The organism is Methylobacterium trifolii (assembly GCF_022179685.1).
Lineage (GTDB): Bacteria > Pseudomonadota > Alphaproteobacteria > Rhizobiales > Beijerinckiaceae > Methylobacterium > Methylobacterium trifolii.
The window spans coordinates 1-19,257 of sequence record NZ_BPRB01000273.1; the positions used below are offsets into that span (position 1 = coordinate 1).

Consider the following 19,257-nt stretch of genomic DNA (forward strand, 5'->3'; position numbering starts at 1 on the left):
GAGGGCAAGTTACAAGGGACGCGCGCCATGACAGGCTTCCAGGATTGGTCTTGCGAACCTCTCGCCCGCCCATAAAAAAAGCCGCCCGTGAGGGCGGCTGTGGTGAGTCGTTCAGGGAGGCATCAAACAGAGTGGACGGAAGTCACACTCGACATCCAGACATCTGGACTGCCCCCTTCATGCCCCGGAAACCTTAATACGCGGTTAACCCCGTTCCCGGTTCAAGCCGCGAGGCTGTCGAACAGCCCACGTCCGTCGGTGCCGCCGACGAGGCCCTCGACGAAGTTCTCCGGGTGCGGCATCAGCCCGAGGACGTTGCGGGTCTCCGAGTAGATCCCGGCGATGGCGTTGAGGGAGCCGTTGCGGTTGGCGGCGGCCGTGACCGCGCCGTCCGCGTCGCAGTAGCGGAAGGCCACGCGATCCTCGCCCTCGAGCCGGGCCACCGTGTCGGGATCGGCGAAGTAGTTGCCCTCGCCGTGCGCGACGCAGACATCGATGACCTGGCCCCGGGCGTAGGCGCTGGTGAAGCGCGTATCGGTGCGCTCCACCCGCAGGGTCTGCCGATGGCAGATGAAGCGGCGGTCGACGTTGCGCATCAGCACACCCGGCAGCAGGCCCGATTCGCACAGGATCTGGAAGCCGTTGCAGATGCCGAGCACGAGGCCCCCCCGGCCCGCATGGGCCCGGACGGCATCCATCGCGGGCGCGCGCCCGGCGATGGCCCCGCAGCGCAGGTAGTCGCCGTAGGAGAAGCCCCCCGGCAGGACGGCGAGATCGGTCCCCGCCGGCAGGGCGGTGTCGGCGTGCCAGACGCTCGCGACCTCTGCGCCCGCGAGGCGCAAGGCACGGATCACGTCCGCGTCGCGGTTGGACCCGGGGAAGACGACGACGGCCGCGCGCATCACGCGATCTCGATCGCGTAGTTCTCGACGACCGTGTTCGCCAGCAGCTTCTCGCAGGCGGACTTCAGCGCCGCCTCGGCGGTGGCCGCATCGGGACTGGCGACTTCGACGTCGAACACCTTGCCCTGGCGGACACCCTCGACACCGTCGATCCCGAAGGACTTGAGGGCAGCCTCGATCGCCTTGCCCTGAGGGTCCAGCACACCGGTCTTCAGGGTGACGATGATGCGGGCTTTCATGATCCGGGACTCACAGGTGGACTGGGCAGGACAGGCGCACACGGCGTCGATGTACGGGTCGTCCCCGCGGTTCTAACCGAACCGCTGAGCCGATGTCGAACGCGTTTCAAGCAGCCGATCGCGATAGTCATGCGCCTCGGCCCGCCCGACGTTCATCCATGCGTCCAGAGCGGAGGAAAGCGGCCCGTCCGGAGGCGGTGGACCTCAGCGCCTGCCGGTCGTCGGCATCGTCCGGAGGGGTTCGATGCTGACGGCCCGGCGCCAGAGCTGAAGCATGATCCAGGCGGCGAACAGGCTGAACACGCCCATGAGGACGTGCCCGACGTGGTCGCCGAGATCGAACAGGCCCGCCAGCGCCCATCCTGCGGCGATGGCGACGGCAAAGACCTCCGTCCCGACCAGCACCATCATGCTCAGGATCGTGATCAGGTTGCGGGTATTCAACGGATCGGGCCTCCAGGGCATGCCGGATCGACCGGCAGCCGGGTTTCCCGCCTGCTAGCGCGATTGCCTGCCGGGACGCAACAGCGAAGCATCGCTGCCTGCGCCCGGCGGGCCGCCCCGCGGATCAGCGCGGGGCGCGCTTGGCCAGGATGCGCTGGAGGGTGCGCCGATGCATGTTGAGGCGGCGCGCCGTCTCGCTGACGTTGCGGCTGCACAACTCGTAGACCCGCTGGATGTGCTCCCAGCGGACGCGGTCGGCCGACATCGGGTTCTCTGGCGGGTCGGCACGCTCGCCCGGCTGCGCCATCAGCGTCCCGTGGATCTCGTCAGCGTCGGCGGGCTTGGCGAGATAGTCGAACGCGCCGAGCTTCACCGCCGTGACCGCGGTCGCGATGTTGCCGTAGCCGGTGAGGATGACGCCGCGGGCTTCGGGCCGGCGTTCCTTCAGGCGGGCGATCACGTCGAGGCCGTTGCCGTCGCCCAGACGCATGTCGATCACGGCGAAGGCCGGGGCGCGGGCGTCGACCGCGGAGACGCCCTCGGCCACGCTCTCGGCGACCTGCACGGCGTAGCCGCGGCCCTCCATCGCGCGGGCGAGGCGCGTCGAGAACGGCTTGTCGTCGTCCACGATGACGAGGCTGCGGTCGGCGAAGGCCGCCAGCGGATCGCCCTCGTCCAGGTGGATGCTCTCGGTGGAGGGCGCTGCGGTTTCGATGTGCGTCAACATGGACGCTCCTTCAATTTCGGCCTGCCGTGTCAGCACCTTATATAGGCGCGGGATCGACCGAGGGCAGGGCCGGAAGCGTACCGAGTTCCGGAGAATGTCGTGGCGCCGCGCCCCTCTCGAAGATGTGACGAGCCCAGGACACCCGTACCACGGCCCCGAGGCCGGCGGCGTTCGACAGGGTGAGCTGTGCGCCGGAGCGCTCGATCAGCGTCTTGGCGATGAACAGGCCGAGGCCGAGGCCGGCCCCCACCGTGTCGCCGCCCTGGCTCCGCTCGGTGTTGCGGGTCGTGACGTAGGGCTCCCCCGCGCGCAGCAGCACCTCGCTGGTGAAGCCGGGCCCGTCGTCGCGGATCTCCAGCCAGACCCGGTCGAGGGTCCAGCGCGCCTCGACCACGACCCGCGCGTCGGCGAAGTCCACAGCGTTGTCGAGGATGTTGGCGAGCCCGAACATCACCCCGGCGTTGCGCCGGCAGGCCGGTTCCGGGCCGTCCCCCTGGCTGGTGACGGCGAGCAGGATGCCGAGCGCCCGCTGCGGCGCCACCAGTTCCTCGACGAGGTGGCTGAAGCTGACCGTCTCGAGGAAGCCGGCGCCGTCGCCGTCGAGCGAGGTCAGCTTCGAGAGGATGCCCCGGCAGCGGTCGACCTGCTCGCGCAGGAGGTTGAGGTCGTCGGCCACCGCGGGGGACGCGGTCGGCCCGAGCTGGCGGATCAGCTCCTTGGTCACGAGCATGATCGTGCCCAGCGGCGTGCCGAGTTCGTGGGCTGCGGCGGCGGCGAGCCCGTCGAGTTGCGACAGGTGCTGCTCGCGGGCGAGCACGAGTTCGGTCGCCGCCAGCGCCTGGGCGAGCTGGCGCGTCTCCTCCGAGACCCGCCACGCGTAGACGCCGGTGAAGGCCGTGCCGAGCAGGATCGCGGTCCAGACGCCGGAGACGTAGAGGAAGGGCAGTTCGATGCGCCCGTCCGAGAACCACGGCAGCGGCCGGTGCAGCAGGGCCAGCAGCGTGGCGAGGCCGACCGCCAGCAGCCCCAGCGCCAGGGTCCGCTCCGGGGGCAGGGCGGTGGCCGAGATCAGCACCGGGGCGAGGAAGAGCAGGGAGAACGGGTTCTGCAGGCCGCCGGTCAGGAACAGCAGGGCCGCGAGCTGGATGATGTCGAAGGCCAGCAGCAGGGCGGCCGAATCGTCGCTCAAGCGATAACTCGCCGGGAAGCGGATGCGCAGCGCCAGGTTCAGCCAGGACGAGGCCGCGATCACCAGGAAGCACCAGCCGAAGGGCAGCGCCAGCCCGAGGCCGAACTGCGCGCCCACCACCGCCGCGCTCTGGCCGGTGATCGCGAGCCAGCGCAGCCGCACGAAGGTGTCGAGCCTCAGGTGGCGCGCGGCGCGGACGAGGCCGTTCGGATCGCTATCGGGCATCACCGGAAACGATAGGGCGCTCGGCCCCGGATGGCAGGGCCGACGGGCCGCGGGAGCCTGTCTTGCGTGACAGGCGGGCCGTTCGGGAAAGGTTCAGGTTGGAACATTCCCAATGGAGGGACGGTTTCCTGCTTCCGTGAATGCGCGGGTTGAACCGGTGCAGGCAAGGACGCTCGGGATGGATTTGGCCTACATCTGGTATGAGAGTGCACGGCTCATGATGGGCCCCGCGCGTCTGGCCGCCGACATGACGCGGCACAGCCTCCAGAATCCCACCAACCCCCTGGCCTACTCGCCCTATGCCCGATCGATGGCGGCCGGCTGCGAGATGTTCGAGCGCGTCACCCGCCGCTACGGCAAGCCCGCCTTCGGTCTGAGCGAGACGATCGTGGACGGCGTGACCGTTCCCGTGACCGAGCGCGTGGTGTGGGAGCGCCCGTTCTGCCGCGTCATCACCTTCGACCGGGGTTTCCTGCGCCAGCCCGCCGAGCCACAGCCCAAGCTCCTCCTCGTCGCGCCGATGTCGGGCCACTACGCGACCCTGCTGCGCGGCACCGTCGAGGCCATGCTGCCGAACCATCAGGTCTTCATCACCGACTGGTCGGACGCCCGCATGGTGCCGATGACGGAAGGCCGCTTCGACCTCGACACCTATGTCGACTACCTCAAGGACCTCTTTCGCGACCTCGGGCCGGACCTGCACCTGATGGCCGTGTGCCAGCCCTCCGTGCCGGTGCTGGCCGCCGTCGCGGTGATGGAAGCGCAGGGCAGCCCGAACGTCCCGGTCTCGATGACCCTGATGGGCGGCCCGATCGACACGCGGCGCTCGCCCACGGCCGTGAACTGCCTCGCGCAGGAGCGGGGACAGGCCTGGTTCGAGAAGAACACCATCAGCCTCGTGCCGCCGATCTATCCGGGGGCGTGGCGCCGGGTCTATCCGGGCTTCCTCCAGCTGTCGGGCTTCATGTCGATGAACCTTGACCGGCACGTCGACGCCCATTCGGACATGTTCGAGCACCTCGTGACCGGGGACGGCGATTCGGCCGAGAAGCACCGGGACTTCTATGACGAGTATCTCGCCGTCATGGACCTGACGGCGGAGTATTACCTCCAGACCGTCGAGACGGTGTTCGTCAACCACGCCCTGCCGAAGGGCGAGATGCGCCACCGCGGCGAGCCGGTCGACCTCTCCGCGATCCGGCGCTGCGCCATCCTCGCGGTCGAGGGCGAGAACGACGACATCTCCGGCGTCGGCCAGACCCTGGCCGCCCTCGATCTCACGCCGAACCTGCCCGACGCGCGCAAGGCCTACCACCTGCAGGAGGGCGTCGGGCATTACGGCGTCTTCAACGGCTCGCGCTACCGCTCGATCATCGCGCCCCGCATCGGCGCCTTCATCCGCGAGATGCAGGCATTGCCGGCCGCCGGCGTGCCGTATCTGCGGCAGGTGGGCTGACCGCGTGAGCCGCCGCACCGGACGCATCGGCGCGGATATTTTCACGCGATGAGGCATGCCTGAGCCTGGAGGCCGTCGCGCGGCGGGGTTAGACTGGCGGCATGCCCATCGCGCTCCTGCGACGACCCGACCCGGACCATCTCGAGATCGGCCATGACGGTGAGACCTTCCGCATCGCCGTGCGGCGGCGCCCGACCGCGCGGCGGCTGACGCTGCGGGTCTCGGCCGCGACCGGCGAGGTCGTTATCACCCTGCCGCAGCGGACCGCGATCAGCACCGCGCAGCGCTTCGCCACGAGCCATGGCGGCTGGATCGCGGCCCGGCTGGCGCGGGTGCCGGAGCGGGTGACGTTCGCGCCGGACGCCGTGCTGCCACTGCGCGGCGTGCCGCACCGGATCGTGCACCGGGCCTCATCCAGCGGTGCGACGCGCGTCGAGCCGGCCTCACCCGATCCGGCGATCTCCGTGTCCTGCGGGGAGGCCCACGTCGCGCGCCGGGTGCGCGACTACCTGAGCCTGGAGGCACGCCGCGACCTCCTCGTCTCGGTGGAGCGCTACACCGCGGCCCTGGGGCAGGGCCCGAAGCGCATCACCGTGCGCGACACGCGCAGCCGCTGGGGCTCCTGCACGGCGCGGGGCGAGCTGAACTTCTCCTGGCGCCTGATCCTGGCGCCGCCCCTGGTGCTCGACTACCTCGTCGCGCACGAGATGGCGCACCTGCGCGAGATGAACCACTCCAACCGGTTCTGGACCCTGGTCGGCGACCTCTGCCCGAACGTGGACGAGGCGGAAGCCTGGCTCAAGCGCAACGGCGCCGCCCTGCACCGCTACGGCTGAGCCGAAGCGACCTCAGCCCTTCGAGCGCAGCACCGGCTCGCGCAGGACGCGCTCGGCCGGCCAGGTCGGACGCGGGTCGATCTCGCCCGGCGCCAGGGTGCGCGGCGCGACGCTGTCGCAGAGTTCGCGCTGGCGCACGATCGTGGGCTGGCCGAAGGCGTCGCGGCGGCGGACGTAGCCGCCGTCCCGGCAGAAGCCCGCGATGGCCGCATCGTTGCCGTTGCGGCGGCCGTAGGGGTTGCGCGCCACCGGCGGGTGCTCGACCGTGAGCAGGCCGTCCCGGTTCAGGGAGCGCTCGATGTAGGTGGTCTCGCCGACCGGCAGCGGCTGCGCGCTCGCATGGGTGAGGCCGGCGCCGAGGAGGAGGGCCGTCAGGGCGAGCGAACGCATGGCGTCAGGTTTCCTGTGCGAGACGAAACGCGGCCGATGTCCGGGCCTCGATTCCGCGCCGGCCGGACCAGCCGTGCTGCGGGAATTCGATGCGCGACCAACGGATTTCATGCCGCGTGCCTGATGATGTCCCCTTGCCAGCCTGCTTACGGCGTGGCGAAGGCTTGCGATAGCGCAATATGGCAACAATGAGCCCGTGCCGGTCGCTTGACAGTGCGGGGCCCCGCATGGTCGGAACGGCTCGGTTTTTCGGCGCCCGCCCGTCCAGGGGCGGGGCCCGCTCCGGAAGGAATGATTGGTGCGGCTGCCCGTGAGGCTCGATCCTGTCCGGCGCCGGGTTGCGGCGCTCGCCCTGTTCGCGCTCGCGGCCCTCGGCTCCGCTCCCGCGCAGGCGCAGGGGATGGTGCGCAAGACCTTCGAGGACTGGCAACTGCGCTGCGAGACGCCGGCCGGCGCCAAGGCGGAGCAATGCGCCCTGGTGCAGTATCTCGCGGCCGAGGACCGGCCGAACCTGACTCTGGTGGTGATCGTCCTGAAGACGGCCGACAACCGCGGCTACCTGCTGCGGGTGGTGGCGCCGCTGGGCGTCCTGCTCCCCTCGGGGCTCGGCCTGAAGATCGACCAGACCGACGTCGGCCGCGCCGGCTTCGTGCGCTGCCTGACCACCGGCTGCGTCGCTGAGGTCGTCATGGACGACGGCCTGATCAAGCAGTTCAAGGCCGGCACGCAGGCGACCTTCATCGTGTTCCAGACCCCGGAGGAGGGCGTCGGAATCCCGCTGTCGATGAAGGGGTTTGCGGCAGGCTTCGACAGTCTCAAGTAGGTTCTTCGGGATCGCGCGATGATCGGACGATGGGCTGTGTGCGGATTGGTCGTTGCCGGCATGCTCGGTGCCGGCGGCGCGTGCGCGGAGGAGGGCAACATCTTCTCCAACCTGCTGAAATACGGCGGCACCACCGTGCCCCCCTCGCAGCCGAAGGAGACCGAGGCCGCCTATTGCCCGACCGTCGACGTGGCCGAGGGCCGGGCCGCCATCCAGGCCCAGGGCGGGGCCGGCGGCGTGCGTTCCCAGACCACCTTCGGGCAGATCGCGCGGGAATGCTCCCGGCTCCAGGACGGCTCGGTCTCGGTCAAGGTCGGCGTCGAGGCCCGCGTGCTGCTGGGCCCGGGTGGTTCCCCGGGCCGGTTCGAGGTGCCGCTCTCCATCGCGATCAAGAACGGCGACAAGGTCGTCACCTCCCGCGCCAAGCGCTTCACCGTCGTGATCGAGTCCGGCCAGGCGCAGGGCTTCGCCACGATGGTCGAGGACGGGCTGATCGTGCCGCCGGCGCTGGCGGCCGATTACGAGATCGAGGTCGGGCTCGGCGGCGGCGGTGCCAAGGCCGGCAAGCCGAAGCCGCGCCGCAAGCCTCCCGTCGCCACCACGGCCCCCGAGGGCGGCGAGCCCGGTGCCGCGCAGTGACGCGGTCGTTCCCGGCGTCACCCACCTGACCCCGCCGCCGGCGCATCGGGGCGTTCGACCCGGCCGCGAGACGGCCTTCCGCCTGGAGCCCGTAGACGATCCGGTCTTCGACCGCCGCCTCGTGTTGTCCGAGGACGGGCGCGGCGCATGGATCGTGCTGCGGTTCCGCTGCGATCCCACCATGCCCCCCGAGCGGCCGGTCCTGCGCATCCTGCGGACGGGCGGCCAGACCCAGGACTTCGTCCTGCCGGGTGCCGGGCAGGGGCGGGCGCAATGGCTCGGCCTCGTGCCCGGGGATGCGCGCGAGCTGCGCCTGGCCGCCGGTCCCGGCCTCGTGCTGGAGGGCGTCGGCCTGCGCAGCCACGCCGATGTCCTGCTGGAATGCCTCGCCCGGCGCCCATGGCGCTGCGTCTCGGCCCTCTACGAGCGCGCCCGCGGCGACGGGCGCCGCTACCGGGACATCCTGCGCGGGGCCTGCGCGGTCACGCCGCTGACCCGTTACCCCGAATGGGCTGCGGCGCGAGCGGGCGGCGGGGCCACGCTGCACGCGACGATGCCCGTGACGGTGCTCGTGCCGGTGCGGGCCGGTCGGACGGGCGGTCTCGCCGACACGATGGCGAGCCTCGTCGGGCAGACCCACCGGGACTGGCAGGCCCTTGTCGCCTGGGAGGGCGGCGTCCCCGCCGAGGCCGTCTCCCTGGACGCGCGCGTGTCGCACGCGACCTGGGACCCGGACCACTCCCTGACCGATCTCCTGTCCGGCGCCGACGCCGTCTGCCTGCTGGAGCCGGGCGACGCCCTGGCGGGTGACGCCCTAGCGCTGCTCGCGACCGCCGCGGCCGACGCGGACCTCGTCTACGCCGACGAGATCGGCGCGGACGGCACCCCGCGGCTCAAGCCGGACTGGAGCCCGGACTTCGCCATGGCGCAGGGCTACCAGGGCCGCCCGCAGCTCCTGACCCGGAGCCTCCTGTCCCGGCTGCCCAAGCGGCCGGCCGGCGCCATCGCCGACTTTTCCCTCGCCCTCGCTCTTGCCGCAGCCTCGGCCTGCGAACGGCCCCGCCACGTCCCGCGCGTCCTGGCGCGCACGGTCGCGGCAGAGCCGGACGCGCAGACCCGCATTGCGGCCCTCGGGGCGCATCTGGCCGCCGTCGGTTCCCCGGCCAAGGCCGTGCTGCGGGGTGGCGTCGCCGACCTGCTCTGGCCCCTGCCGCAGCCGGCCCCGCTCGTGAGCATCGTCATCCCCTCGCGCGACCGCCTCGACCTGATCGCGCCGGTCTGCCGGGGCGTGCTGCACGAGACCGCCTATCCGGCGATCGAACTCGTCATCGTCGACAACGGCTCGACCGACCCTGGCGTGCTCGCCCATTACGAGGACCTGCGCGCCGATCCGCGCGTAAAGATCGTGTCCTATCCGGAGGCCTTCAACTTCTCGGCCATGGTCAACGCGGGCGTCGCCGCCGGCACGGGCGCGGTGGTCGTGCTGCTCAACAACGACGTGGCCGTGCTGGAGCCCGGCTGGCTGGAGGCGATGGTGCGGCAGGCCTGCCGGCCGGAGGTCGGCGCGGTCGGCGCCAAGCTTCTCTACGGCAACGGCACGCTCCAGCACGCGGGCGTCGTGGTCGGCTTAGGGGGCCGGGCCGGCCACATCCTGCGCCGCCGGCCGGGCGACACGCCGGGACATCTCGGGCAGTTGCGCGTCGCCCACGAGGTCTCGGCCGTCACCGCCGCGTGCCTCGCCGTGACGCGCGCAAAGTACGATGCGGTCGGCGGGTTCGACGCGCAGGCCTTCCCCATCGACTTCAACGACGTGGACTTCTGCCTGCGGCTGGGGGCGGCCGGCTTCAAGACGGTGTGGACGCCCGCGGCCACCCTGGCCCACCTCGAATCCGTGAGCCGTGGCCCGTCGGTCGGCGCGGCCCGCGCCCGGTTCGAGGCCGAGGCGGAGCGCTTCTCCGCCCGCTGGCGCGACGCGATCCGCCACGATCCGTTCTATCACCCGGCCCTGTCGCTCACGACCTTCGGCGAGGACCTGGAATAGTGGAGCGGGACGAGTCCCTCGACGCGCTGCGCTTTGCCCGTTCATCGCACCCGCGCCGTCTCGGCCCTGCCTTGCGGCAGATGCTGCGCCATCCGGGGCGGGCGTTCGCGATCCTGCGCGCGCGTCTCAGCGGAAAACGCCTGCGGGCGCGCCAGTCCCTCGCCGCCCTCGTCGGCATCGACCATCGCCTGACCTTGCCATCGGAGATCCTCGACCGGTTTCCCGCAGCCGCGGCCGGCTGGAGCGACGCCGGCATCCACCTGCTCTGCCCTCCCGGCCATAGGCTGGTGGAGGGTGCGCAGGCCCGGATCGTCGCAGCCTTCGCCGACCCGTCCCTCCAGGCCCTCTACGGGGACGCCCTCGTCCAATTCGAGGCTGGCGGCCCAGTGCTGCCCCTGCTGCGTCCGGCCTTCGACCCGGTCCTGCTCTTGGGGGTGGATTACATCGGGCCGGTGCTGGCCGTGCGCCGCACCGCCCTCGCTGCGTTCGAGACTCGGCCCGCGCTGGAGGTCGTCTTCCGCATCACGGAACGGTTCGGCGGGATAGCGATCGGGCACCTGCCGGAGGTCATCTCGCTTTGGCGGCCATATTCGGCCGTGTCCGAGCCACATGGCCTCTCCTCCCCCTTGCGGGGAGGAGCCGGAGGTGGGGATGGTGCAGAAGGCACCTATGAGTCTCATCCGGCACCACCCCCACCCCTGACCCCTCCCCGCAAGGGGGAGGGGACCCGCGCCCCGGATCGAAGCGAGGCGCTCTCGACGCCCTCCCGCGTCGGAATCGTCCGCGCCCATCTCGATCGCACTGGCTTTGCCGCTTCCCGCCTCGCCTTCGGCCCGGAGGGCGTGATCGACATCGCCCATCCGCTGCCCGACCCGCTGCCGCTCGCCAGCATGATCGTGCCGACCCGCGATCGGCTCGACCTGCTGCGGCCCTGCATCGCCAGCCTCTCGGCCCGCACCGACTGGCCGGCGTTCGAAATCCTGATCTGCGACAACGACAGCCGCGAGCCCGAGACCCTGGCCTATTTTCGCGCGCTCGAGGCGGAGGGGAGCGCCCGCATCGTGCCCTGTCCCGGCCCGTTCAACTTCGCGGCCATGAACAACCGGGCGGCAGGGCTGGCGCGGGGCCGGCTCCTGGTCTTCGTCAACAACGACGTGGAGGCGTTCGAGCCGGACTGGCTCACGCGCTTGGCCCGCGAGGCCCTGCGGCCGGACGTCGGCGCGGTCGGCGCCAAGCTCCTCGACGGGGAGAGCCGCATCCAGCATGCGGGCATCGTGCTCGGCACCGGCGGCCTCGTCACCCACGGCCACCGGCACTTTCCGACGGACGCGCCGGGCTACCTGTCGATGCTGCGCGCCACCCACGAGGTCTCGGCGGTGACGGCCGCCTGCCTTGCCGTGGAAACGGAGAAATTCGCCGCGGTCGGCGGCTTCGATCAGGACAAGTTCGCCGTCGACTTCAACGACGTGGACCTGTGCCTGCGCCTGAATCGGGAGGGATACCGCACCCTGCTGGTGCCGGGCGCCGTGCTCCACCACCGGGAGGCGGCGAGCCGCCGCTGGACGCCGCAGGCCCGCGCCCGCCACGCGGCCGAGGTCGCCAACCTCAAAGAACGATGGGGGCCGCTGCTGGCGCAGGACCCCCATTACCATCCGGGCTTCGACCCGGACCTCTCGACCCACGCGCGCCTGCGCGGGGGCCGCCTATGGCAGGGCGCACCGGGCGTGGTGCGCCGGAGCCCTCACTGAACCAGGCGCGGGCCGCCGGTCTGTACCTTCTCGTTCTCGGACATGATGCCGAGGCGCTTGGCGACTTCCGTGTAGGCCTCGATCAGCCCGCCGAGGTCCTTGCGGAAGCGGTCCTTGTCGAGCTTGTCCGAGGACTTGATGTCCCACAGGCGGCAGGAATCCGGGGAGATCTCGTCTGCGACGACGATGCGCATCATGTCGCCTTCCCAGAGGCGCCCGGTCTCCATCTTGAAGTCCACGAGCCGGATGCCGACCCCGAGGAAGAGGCCGGACAGGAAGTCGTTGACGCGGATCGCCAGCGCCATGATGTCGTCGATCTCCTGCGGCGTCGCCCAGCCGAAGGCGGTGATGTGCTCCTCGGAGACCATCGGGTCGTTGAGCGCGTCGTTCTTGTAGTAGAACTCGATGATCGAGCGCGGGAGTTGCGTGCCTTCCTCCAGGCCGAGCCGGGTGGAGAGGGAGCCGGCCGCGACGTTGCGCACCACCACCTCGAGGGGGATGATCTCGACCTCGCGGATGAGCTGCTCGCGCATGTTGAGGCGGCGGATGAAGTGCGTCGGCACGCCGATGTCGTTCAGGTGCTGGAAGACGAACTCCGAGATCCGGTTGTTCAGAACGCCCTTGCCGTCGATGATCTCGTGCTTCTTCGCGTTGAAGGCGGTCGCGTCGTCCTTGAAATGCTGGATGAGCGTCCCTGGCTCCGGCCCCTCGTAAAGGACCTTCGCCTTGCCCTCGTAGATGCGACGGCGGCGGTTCATAGGCGTGTACCGTGGTTTGAGGAAGTCCATGGGCCGTGACTCCTGGGCGATGGCGACGATGCGGAATCCGCGGCGTGACGACCTGATGCGGGGTCGTGACGCCGGGACGATCGTTGCCGAAGGCCCCGGCGGTCGGCGGGCAAACTACCCGAAGCAGGCTGGCAGCACAACGCGTTAGCCGTGCGGGGGCGACTGCGCAGACCCGCGCGGGGCAGCGCCCGCGACCGCCGTTTCCGGTGGACGAATCGCCCTCGTGCCAAGCCCCGCCGCGTCAGGCGGTCTTCATCGGATAGCGGCAGAGGTCGGCGATGGGGCAGCGCGGGCATTCGGGGCGGCGCGCCTTGCAGACGTAGCGCCCGAACAGGATCAGCCAGTGGTGGGCGTTGAGCAGGAATTGTTCCGGCACGATCGCTTCCAGCCCGGCCTGGACCTTGTCGGTGGTCGCGGCCACCACCAGGGGAATCCGGTTCGAGACCCGGAAGATATGGGTGTCGACGGCGATGCGCGGCACGCCGAAGGCGACGTTGAGCACCACGCTCGCGGTCTTGGCGCCCACCCCCGGCAGCACCCGCAGGTGCTCAAGGCTGGCCGGCACCGCGCCGCCGTGCTCCTCCACCAGGATGCGCGAGAGGGCGATGACGTTCTTGGCCTTGGTGTTGAACAGGCCGATGGTGCGGATGAAGTCGCGCACCCGCTCCTCGCCGAGCGCCAGCATCGCCTCCGGCGTGTCGGCGATGGCGAACAGCGGCGCGGTGGCGAGGTTCACGCTCCGGTCCGTCGCCTGGGCCGACAGCACGACGGCGACCAGGAGCGTGTAAGCGTTCCCGTAGTCCAGTTCCGCCCGCGGCTCCGGGTTGGCCTTCGCCAGGCGGGAAAAGATCTCCAGCCGCGTCGCGGCGTCGACCGGCGCGGGCGCCGTCTCGACCCGTGCGACGATCGGTCGGGCCAATGCGGCCCCCACGGAGGCCGGATCGGATGCTTTCGTCTTCCTGGGAGCCATCGGCGCGTTATATTGGCCGGATGGCGAGCGGCAACCTCTCCGTCCACCCCGACGGCCTCGATCCCGACAGCATCGACCGTCCCGTCTTCCGTGCGACGATCCGGCCGCACCAATCCTTGAGCCGGACTGGCTTCCGGGTGGTGATGACGGGCTGCTGCCTCGTCTCCCTCGTCATCTCGGTCTGGTGCTGGCGCATGGGCTTCTGGCCCATCGCCGGCTTCTTCGGCCTCGACATGCTGGCGGTCTACGCCGCCCTCAAGGTCAGCTTCCGCCGCGGCCGCTCCTTCGAGGAGGTCGCGATCACGCAGATCGAGATCCTGCTCGCCCGCGTCAGCCATCGCGGCGAGCGGCAGGAATGGCGCTTCAATCCCCTGTGGACCAAGCTGACCCAGGTCGAGGACGAGGAATACGGCCTCCAGCGCCTGACCCTGGTCTCCCGCCGCGAGCAGGTCGTCGTCGCCCGCGACGCCTGCCCCGACGAGCGCGCCCGTATCGCCCGCGGCCTGACCCGCGCGCTCACCCAGGTGAAGAAGGGGTTTTGATTTCTTTTCGGTTTGGGAGCCTGCCTCAGGCGCCGGCCACCATCTCCAGCCAGTCGTCCTCCGAGATCACCGTCACCTGATGCTTCTCGGCATCCTTGAGCTTCGAGCCCGCGCCGGGCCCGGCCACGACAAGGTCGGTGCGGGCCGAGACCGAGCCGGAGACCTTGGCGCCCAGCCGCTCGGCCACCGCCTTGGCCTCGTTGCGGGTCATCTTTTCGAGGCTCCCCGTGAACACGACGGTCTTGCCGGCAAAGGCCGTCGCGGAGGCTGCCGCCGCCATCGGCTCGGCCTCCACCTCTGCCAGGAGGGCCGCCACCGCGTTCGCGTTGTGCGGCTCCGAGAAGAACTGGATCAGCGAGTCGGTCGCCACCGGGCCGATCTCGCCGTCGTCCGCGAAGACGCGGTAGGCGTCGCCCGGCCGTTCGCCGGCCGCCTGCGCGATGGCCGCACGGACGGCGGCGGCATCCCCGTAATGCTTGAGCAGGCTCGCGCGCTGGGTGACCGTCAGTCGGATCTTCGTCTCCGGCGCAGGCTCCCCCGCGTCCTCCGCATCGGAGGGAAAGCCCACCTCCAGCAGCCGGTCGCGGGTGGTCGGGCCGATGCGAGGCACGGCGGAGAGTTCGATCCAGTGCGGACCGCCCTGTCCTGCCGCCGCCGCGTCGAGGGCCGTGATCAAGGTGGGCATGGTCGGGAAGCGCTTGGCCAGGGCCTTGGCCGTCGACTCGCCGATATGCGGGATGCCCAGCGCGAAGATCAGCCGGTTCATCGGCAGGCTCCGCCGTACCGCGACCCCGGCGAGCAGGTTCTTGATCGCCTTGTCTTCCTCCTCGCCCTTCTTCTTGGCCGCCTTCTTCGCCGGCTCGGCCGCAGTGCGGCCTTCCGCCCGCCGCTCGGCCGAGAGCGCCTCGCGCCGGGCGACGACGGCCGCCTTCAGCGCGTCGAAGTCGAGGCGGAACAGGTCGGCCGGCTGGTGCACCAGTCCGGCCTCGAACAGCACCTCGATATAGGTCTCGCCGAAGCCCTCGATGTCGAAGCCGTTGCGCGAGACGAAGTGCTTCAGCCGCTCGACGCCCTGTGCCGGGCAGATCAGCCCGCCGGTGCATCGGCGGATCGCGTCGGGCTTGCCCGTGCGCGGGTTCACCGCCCGCACCGCCTTGCTGCCGCAGGCCGGGCAGGTCTCGGGGAAGACGTAGGGCACCGCGTCCGCCGGGCGCTCGTCGAGCACCACGTCCATCACCTTGGGGATGACGTCCCCGGCCCGCTGTACGATCACCGTGTCGCCGACGCGGATGTCGCGGCCCTCGCGGATCGCCTCGCCGTCGCCGCCCACGCCCTTGACGTAGCCCTCGTTGTGGAGCGTCGCGTTCGAGACCACGACGCCGCCCACCGTCACCGGCCGCAGCCTCGCCAGCGGGTTCAGCGAGCCGGTGCGCCCGACGTTGATGTCGATGCCCTCGACCACCGTGAGCGCCGTCTGCGCCGCGAACTTGTGGGCGAGCGCCCAGCGGGGCGAGCGCGAGACGAAGCCGAGGCGGCGCTGGAGGGCGAGGTCGTCCACCTTGTAGACGACGCCGTCGATGTCGTAGCCGAGGCCGGACCGCTGCGCCCCGATTTTTTCGTACTGTGCGACCATCGCAGCAGTGTCCGCGCAGGTGATGGTGAGTGGATTGACCGGAAGCCCCCAGGCGGAAAACCTTTCCATCACCCCCGCTTGCGTGCCCGTGAACGCCGGCTGCACCTCGCCCCAGGCATAGGCGAAGAACTTCAGGGGCCGCGCGGCGGTGATGCCGGGATCGAGCTGGCGGAGCGACCCGGCCGCAGCGTTGCGCGGGTTGGCGAAGAGCGCCTTGCCCGCCGCTTCCTGCCGGACGTTGATCGCCGCGAAGTCGGCATGCGACAGGTAGATCTCGCCCCGCACCTCGCAGACGTCCGGCACGTCCGCGCCCGTCAGCCGCTCCGGGATGTCGTGGACGGTGCGGGCGTTGGCGGTGACGTTCTCGCCGACCTCGCCGTCGCCGCGTGTGGCGGCCGTGACGAGGCGCCCGCCCTCGTAGCGCAGGGACAGGGACAGGCCGTCGATCTTGGGCTCGGCGGTGAAGGCCAGGGCGTCGTCCTCCGGCCAGGCGAGGAAGCGGCGCACGCGGGCCACGAACTCCTCCACCTCCTCCGCGGTGAAGGCGTTGCCCAGCGACAGCATCGGCACGGCATGTCGCACCTTGGCGAACTTCTCCGAGGGCCTGGCCCCGACCGAGGTGCTGGCCGAACCGGTCCCGGCTAGATCGGGGAACCGGGCCTCGATCGCCTCCAGCCGGCGGCGGAGCGCGTCGTACTCCGCATCCGTGATCTCGGGGGCGTCCTCCTCATGGTAGAGCCGGTCGGCCTCCGCGATCCGCTCGGAGAGGGCCGCGTGCTCGGCGCCGGCCGTCTCCGGGGTGAGGTCGTCCAGCGGGGCGTCGTGTGATGCGGGCATGGTCGCGAGCTTCTATGGGCGCCGGGGGCTGAGTGCACCTCACAAAACTCCCGAGCACCGGGAGCGCTTCCTCTGGCCGCGACGGCGCAGCGGGAATTTTGTGAGCGACACTAAATTCCAGCCGATCCGGAAGGACGGAAGTATGGCGCCGGATGGGTTTCCGCCGCTTGAACAGGGGCGCCCGCGTTGCGCGTCACGGCGGGTCCGCCGACCCCGCCTCCCGCCATCGCGAAAAGATCAGGTCCGGGCGCCGCACCAGGGCGAGGCTCCCCAAGAACACGAGGGCGACGGACCCGGCGACGACGGCCAGCGGCAGCACGGGCGCCAGAACGCCCGAGGCCGCGCCGCCGCAGACCGAGCCGAGGTTCATCACCGCCATGAACACCTCGAACTGCGTGGCCGCCCCGGCCCGACCGCGGCTCGCGCGCATCAGCGCCGGCACCAGGGCGACGACGAGCAGGCCCGGCAGCACGTTGGTCAGGCCGAGGATCGCCGGCCCCGCCGCCCCGCCGAGGCCGGCCGCGATGAGGCCGCCGGCCAGGGCGAAGGCCCCTGCGCTGGCAAGCAGCAGGGCTCGCAGAGGCGCCAGCGGCCCGGCCCGGTCCGACCACAGGCCGATGCCCAGCGCGCCCAGGGTGCCGCCGGCGAGCGCCAGCCCGGCCTGGAGGCGCGACAGGGCGTCGGCCTCCCAGCCCTGCCGCTGCACGAGGTCGATGCCGTAGGGCAGTTCGAACAGCGCGATCGCCCCGTCGAGTGCGAAGCACAGGGCCAGCAGCCGCAGGGCCTGGGGCCGGCGCAGGCCGATGGCGAGGCGCTTCAGGAAGCGCGGCAGCGGCAGCGGGCGCGCAGTCCCGGCAAGGGGGCGCCGCGCCAGAGAGAGGAGCGCGTCCTCCGGCCCCTCGCGGATCAAAAGTATCGGCAGGCTCGCCAGGATGCCGGCGGCCAGGAGCCAGCGGACGCTGGTGGCGAGGCCGTGCGCGGCCAGCATCCAGGCGAAGACAGCTGCCCCGAGGCTGGTGCCGGTGACGAAGCCCGCCCGCGTGCAGGCGCTCATGCGCCCGAGTTCGCCCTCCGGCACGTGGTCCAGGATCATGCGGTCGCAGGCGGTGTCGAGGAGGGCGGCAAACAGGCTGTGGCCGAGGAAGACGAGGCCGAGCCGCCCCAAGGCCGCCTCGCCCGGAACCAGGAGCAGCAGGGCCAGGGCCGCATGACAGCCGAGGACCGCCAGCACGCTCCAGACCCGGCGCCGGCCCATGGCCGCCCCGCGCGCCCGGTCCACCACCGGCCCCCACAGGATCGGCTGCAGCGTCCAGGGCAGGCCGGCCACGGCGAAGTGCAGGCCGACCTCGGCCGCCGAGACGCCCTGCCCGGCGAGGTGGTTGGCGAGTGCGGTCAGGGAGAAGCCGGCGATCAACCCTTGGTAGAGGTAGGTCGCGAAGAACACGCCGTAGCGCGCGCCCCGGCTCCGCAGGGTCGGCAGGTGCACCGCCACGAAGGTCTTGCTCATGCCGGCCGCCGCTTGCGGCGGCGATCCGTCCGGCCGATCCTGGCCGTCCCCTGTCCGTCGAGGCCGGCCATTGCACGCCCATCCATTCCCCGGCCCCGGTCTTAGCTGCCCGGACGCCCCGCCGCGAGCCACCACGTGAGCGGTGCGGACTGGCCCGTGAGCGAGCCCGGCCCGCTCTATGGCGGCCAGGTCTGGACCGTGGACCTCGCCCTGTCCGAGGCCGGCCGCGCCCGCTGCGCAGGGGTGCTCTCGTCCGAGGAGGAGACCCGAGCGGGTCGCTTCCTGCGGGCCGAGGACCAGGCGCGCTATCGGACCAGCCACGCCGCCCTGCGGCTGATCCTCGGCTTGGCATTGGACGCCGACCCGCGCCGCCTCCGCTTCACCACAGGCCCCGCCGGCAAGCCGGCCCTGGCCGGCCCCGACCGTGGCCTCGCCTTCAACCTCTCGCATTCGGGCAGCCGCGCCCTTGTCGGCCTCTCCCGGCAGGGTCCCATCGGCGTCGACGTGGAGGCCGTGCGCCCACTGCCGGATGCCCTGCGCATTGCCCACGGCCATTTCGCCCCGGACGAGGCCGCGTCCCTCGCGGCGCTGCCGGCCGGACAGGTCGAGGCCGCGTTCTTCGCCCTGTGGACACGCAAGGAGGCCGTGGTGAAGGCGCTCGGCGCCGGATTGTCCCTGCCGCTCGCCGATTTCAGCGTGAGCCTGCCGCCGGACCCGCCCCGCCTCCTGCGCATCCTGGGCGGATCGCCGCGGGCCTGGACCCTGCGCCACCTCGAACCGGGGCCCGGCACGGTCGGCGCGGCGGCGATCGCATCGGCCGAGGCGCGTCTCTCGCTCCACGCCCTGCCTGCCGGCTGGCCGGACGCCCTTCCGTGACGATGAAACGGCCGGGACCGCGACGAGTCGCTTGCGGCTGGGGAAACCCCCGGCTATAAGCCCGCTCGCCGGCCCAGCCGGCATGTCGGAGTGTAGCGCAGTCTGGTAGCGCACCACGTTCGGGACGTGGGGGTCGCAGGTTCAAATCCTGCCACTCCGACCAATCTTTCCCGCTCTTCCAAGTCAGCAGAACCGTCGATCGAGGCCCGCTTACCGGGACGGTGTCGGCTTGTTTTGCATCTGAGGAGCACGCTCCGACCTCGTGCGCTTGCCGAGGTACATATCGCTTTCAAAACGGACCGCGTCTCTCCTCCCCCTTGTGGCTACGGCCTACACAGGTTCGGATCGACTGCGATCCGGAGGAAATCCAAGCCCGCGCGCCACCCTCCCCCCTCTGCGGGGGAGGGTGGCCCTCGCGTGAGCGAGGGGCGGGAGAGGGGAGCGC

18 protein-coding genes and 1 tRNA gene are annotated in these 19,257 nt (G+C 71.2%); 9 read left to right on the plus strand and 10 right to left on the minus strand.

Annotated elements, in window-relative coordinates; all coding sequences use genetic code 11:
• Positions 1 to 221: 221 nt before the first annotated feature.
• From purQ to COGEMETH_RS21505, 5 genes are all read right to left on the minus strand, one after another.
• On the minus strand, positions 222 to 902 hold the full coding sequence (purQ, locus tag COGEMETH_RS21485; protein ID WP_238184682.1) for a phosphoribosylformylglycinamidine synthase subunit PurQ: 681 nt from the start codon (positions 900 to 902) through the stop codon (positions 222 to 224).
• A complete protein-coding gene (gene purS, locus COGEMETH_RS21490) occupies positions 902 to 1,141 on the minus strand; it encodes a phosphoribosylformylglycinamidine synthase subunit PurS (RefSeq protein ID WP_238184684.1) in 240 nt (79 codons plus the stop codon). Before purS ends, purQ begins: the two co-directional genes overlap by 1 nt.
• 204 nt (positions 1,142 to 1,345) lie before the next feature.
• Positions 1,346 to 1,606, minus strand: a complete 261-nt coding sequence (locus tag COGEMETH_RS21495) for a hypothetical protein (protein ID WP_238184687.1) — start codon at positions 1,604 to 1,606, stop codon at positions 1,346 to 1,348.
• A 103-nt stretch (positions 1,607 to 1,709) separates the two neighbouring features.
• Positions 1,710 to 2,312: an ActR/PrrA/RegA family redox response regulator transcription factor gene (locus COGEMETH_RS21500; protein ID WP_238184689.1), complete on the minus strand. Its 603-nt coding sequence runs from the start codon at positions 2,310 to 2,312 to the stop codon at positions 1,710 to 1,712.
• Positions 2,313 to 2,349: 37 nt separating this feature from the next.
• Entirely contained in the window at positions 2,350 to 3,726 is a 1,377-nt protein-coding gene (locus COGEMETH_RS21505) for an ActS/PrrB/RegB family redox-sensitive histidine kinase (protein ID WP_238184691.1), read from the minus strand.
• A 178-nt stretch (positions 3,727 to 3,904) separates the two neighbouring features.
• Between COGEMETH_RS21505 and COGEMETH_RS21510 the strand changes: the two genes are divergently transcribed.
• Together COGEMETH_RS21510 and COGEMETH_RS21515 are read left to right on the plus strand one after the other, a co-directional pair.
• Complete coding sequence (locus COGEMETH_RS21510) at positions 3,905 to 5,182, plus strand: polyhydroxyalkanoate depolymerase (protein WP_238184692.1); 1,278 nt, start codon at positions 3,905 to 3,907, stop codon at positions 5,180 to 5,182.
• Positions 5,183 to 5,283: 101 nt separating this feature from the next.
• Complete coding sequence (locus COGEMETH_RS21515; protein ID WP_238184694.1) at positions 5,284 to 6,018, plus strand: M48 family metallopeptidase; 735 nt, start codon at positions 5,284 to 5,286, stop codon at positions 6,016 to 6,018.
• 12 nt (positions 6,019 to 6,030) lie between these two features.
• On the opposite strand, the gene COGEMETH_RS21520 is transcribed toward COGEMETH_RS21515, so the two are convergent.
• The gene (locus tag COGEMETH_RS21520) at positions 6,031 to 6,408 is read right to left on the minus strand and encodes a hypothetical protein (RefSeq protein ID WP_238184695.1); all 378 of its coding nucleotides are present in this window, start codon (positions 6,406 to 6,408) and stop codon (positions 6,031 to 6,033) included.
• Between the two features lie 352 nt (positions 6,409 to 6,760).
• On the opposite strand from COGEMETH_RS21520, the gene COGEMETH_RS21525 reads away from it, so the two are divergent.
• The 4 genes from COGEMETH_RS21525 (at position 6,761) to COGEMETH_RS21540 (ending at position 11,659) form a co-directional block, all read left to right on the plus strand.
• A complete protein-coding gene (locus tag COGEMETH_RS21525; protein WP_238184708.1) occupies positions 6,761 to 7,231 on the plus strand; it encodes an invasion associated locus B family protein in 471 nt (156 codons plus the stop codon).
• A gap of 60 nt (positions 7,232 to 7,291) precedes the next feature.
• Positions 7,292 to 7,870, plus strand: coding sequence for a hypothetical protein (locus COGEMETH_RS21530; protein WP_238184697.1), 579 nt, complete (start codon positions 7,292 to 7,294; stop codon positions 7,868 to 7,870).
• Between the two features lie 181 nt (positions 7,871 to 8,051).
• Positions 8,052 to 9,911 carry a glycosyltransferase family 2 protein gene (locus COGEMETH_RS21535; RefSeq protein WP_238184712.1) on the plus strand — a complete coding sequence of 620 codons (1,860 nt, stop codon included), beginning with the start codon at positions 8,052 to 8,054 and terminating at the stop codon, positions 9,909 to 9,911.
• Between the two features lie 80 nt (positions 9,912 to 9,991).
• Positions 9,992 to 11,659, plus strand: a complete 1,668-nt coding sequence (locus tag COGEMETH_RS21540) for a glycosyltransferase family 2 protein (RefSeq protein WP_373875412.1) — start codon at positions 9,992 to 9,994, stop codon at positions 11,657 to 11,659.
• On the opposite strand, the gene purC is transcribed toward COGEMETH_RS21540, so the two are convergent.
• Positions 11,653 to 12,447 (minus strand): phosphoribosylaminoimidazolesuccinocarboxamide synthase, encoded by a 795-nt coding sequence (gene purC / locus COGEMETH_RS21545; RefSeq protein WP_238184699.1) that lies wholly within the window; start codon positions 12,445 to 12,447, stop codon positions 11,653 to 11,655. The genes COGEMETH_RS21540 and purC overlap by 7 nt on opposite strands.
• Positions 12,448 to 12,688: 241 nt before the next feature.
• Positions 12,689 to 13,417, minus strand: a complete 729-nt coding sequence (nth, locus tag COGEMETH_RS21550) for an endonuclease III (RefSeq protein ID WP_238184700.1) — start codon at positions 13,415 to 13,417, stop codon at positions 12,689 to 12,691.
• Between the two features lie 20 nt (positions 13,418 to 13,437).
• Between nth and COGEMETH_RS21555 the strand changes: the two genes are divergently transcribed.
• Positions 13,438 to 13,959, plus strand: coding sequence for a DUF2244 domain-containing protein (locus tag COGEMETH_RS21555; protein ID WP_238184702.1), 522 nt, complete (start codon positions 13,438 to 13,440; stop codon positions 13,957 to 13,959).
• A 25-nt stretch (positions 13,960 to 13,984) separates the two neighbouring features.
• On the opposite strand, the gene ligA is transcribed toward COGEMETH_RS21555, so the two are convergent.
• Positions 13,985 to 16,429, minus strand: a complete 2,445-nt coding sequence (gene ligA, locus COGEMETH_RS21560; RefSeq protein ID WP_238184704.1) for an NAD-dependent DNA ligase LigA — start codon at positions 16,427 to 16,429, stop codon at positions 13,985 to 13,987.
• Between the two features lie 193 nt (positions 16,430 to 16,622).
• The gene (locus tag COGEMETH_RS21565; RefSeq protein WP_238184706.1) at positions 16,623 to 17,936 is read right to left on the minus strand and encodes an MFS transporter; all 1,314 of its coding nucleotides are present in this window, start codon (positions 17,934 to 17,936) and stop codon (positions 16,623 to 16,625) included.
• Between the two features lie 156 nt (positions 17,937 to 18,092).
• Here COGEMETH_RS21565 and COGEMETH_RS21570 point away from each other — a divergent pair, with 156 nt between their 5' ends.
• Both COGEMETH_RS21570 and COGEMETH_RS21575 read left to right on the plus strand, forming a co-directional pair.
• Complete coding sequence (locus COGEMETH_RS21570) at positions 18,093 to 18,812, plus strand: 4'-phosphopantetheinyl transferase family protein (RefSeq protein ID WP_238184707.1); 720 nt, start codon at positions 18,093 to 18,095, stop codon at positions 18,810 to 18,812.
• Positions 18,813 to 18,898: 86 nt separating this feature from the next.
• Positions 18,899 to 18,975, plus strand: a tRNA-Pro gene (locus tag COGEMETH_RS21575).
• The last annotated feature ends 282 nt before the right edge of the window (positions 18,976 to 19,257 follow it).

Coding starts and splice junctions, on each gene's coding strand:
- COGEMETH_RS21495 (WP_238184687.1), bottom strand. CDS start 1,606: ATGCCCTGGAGGCCCGATCCGTTGAATACCCGCAACCTGATCACGATC.
- COGEMETH_RS21565 (WP_238184706.1), bottom strand. CDS start 17,936: ATGAGCAAGACCTTCGTGGCGGTGCACCTGCCGACCCTGCGGAGCCGG.
- ligA (WP_238184704.1), bottom strand. CDS start 16,429: ATGCCCGCATCACACGACGCCCCGCTGGACGACCTCACCCCGGAGACG.
- COGEMETH_RS21500 (WP_238184689.1), bottom strand. CDS start 2,312: ATGTTGACGCACATCGAAACCGCAGCGCCCTCCACCGAGAGCATCCAC.
- COGEMETH_RS21510 (WP_238184692.1), top strand. CDS start 3,905: ATGGATTTGGCCTACATCTGGTATGAGAGTGCACGGCTCATGATGGGC.
- nth (WP_238184700.1), bottom strand. CDS start 13,417: ATGGCTCCCAGGAAGACGAAAGCATCCGATCCGGCCTCCGTGGGGGCC.
- COGEMETH_RS21555 (WP_238184702.1), top strand. CDS start 13,438: ATGGCGAGCGGCAACCTCTCCGTCCACCCCGACGGCCTCGATCCCGAC.
- purS (WP_238184684.1), bottom strand. CDS start 1,141: ATGAAAGCCCGCATCATCGTCACCCTGAAGACCGGTGTGCTGGACCCT.
- purQ (WP_238184682.1), bottom strand. CDS start 902: ATGCGCGCGGCCGTCGTCGTCTTCCCCGGGTCCAACCGCGACGCGGAC.
- COGEMETH_RS21515 (WP_238184694.1), top strand. CDS start 5,284: ATGCCCATCGCGCTCCTGCGACGACCCGACCCGGACCATCTCGAGATC.
- COGEMETH_RS21540 (WP_373875412.1), top strand. CDS start 9,992: ATGCTGCGCCATCCGGGGCGGGCGTTCGCGATCCTGCGCGCGCGTCTC.
- COGEMETH_RS21530 (WP_238184697.1), top strand. CDS start 7,292: ATGCTCGGTGCCGGCGGCGCGTGCGCGGAGGAGGGCAACATCTTCTCC.
- COGEMETH_RS21505 (WP_238184691.1), bottom strand. CDS start 3,726: ATGCCCGATAGCGATCCGAACGGCCTCGTCCGCGCCGCGCGCCACCTG.
- COGEMETH_RS21520 (WP_238184695.1), bottom strand. CDS start 6,408: ATGCGTTCGCTCGCCCTGACGGCCCTCCTCCTCGGCGCCGGCCTCACC.
- purC (WP_238184699.1), bottom strand. CDS start 12,447: ATGGACTTCCTCAAACCACGGTACACGCCTATGAACCGCCGCCGTCGC.
- COGEMETH_RS21535 (WP_238184712.1), top strand. CDS start 8,052: ATGCCCCCCGAGCGGCCGGTCCTGCGCATCCTGCGGACGGGCGGCCAG.